Below are 301 nucleotides of genomic sequence, written 5' to 3' on the forward strand. Positions count from 1 at the left end.
CGACCGTGAGCATGCGTGCACCGCAGGCGCAGTACCGTCCCTTCTCCCAGGCTCAGCTCGAGGTCCCAGGCCGGCGATTCCTTGTCCGACGCCACCGGTGCCGTCAGCTCGATAAAGTCGGCGGCTTCACGCGGCGGCGATTCGGGCGACGCCGCCGACCCGGCCTTGAGCTTGCGCCGCCAGTTGCAAAGCGAGCTCAGTGCAAGCCCACGCGAGGCGCAGAACGCTTCTTGGCTCTGACCGCTTTGCGCCCACTCCTCAATCAGCCGGCGCCAGTCCGACTCGCTGCGTCGGACGTAAC

The 301-nt window shown here is 67.8% G+C and carries 1 protein-coding gene; it reads right to left on the minus strand.

Features of this window, described 5'->3' with window-relative positions; translation table 11 throughout:
• Positions 1–301, minus strand: a 301-nt coding sequence (tnpA, locus tag RM530_RS18505; protein ID WP_311366742.1) for an IS66 family insertion sequence element accessory protein TnpA, incomplete at both ends; no start/stop codon positions are given.

This window comes from Banduia mediterranea, assembly GCF_031846245.1.
In the GTDB taxonomy this organism is placed as follows: Bacteria; Pseudomonadota; Gammaproteobacteria; order Nevskiales; family Nevskiaceae; genus Banduia; species Banduia mediterranea.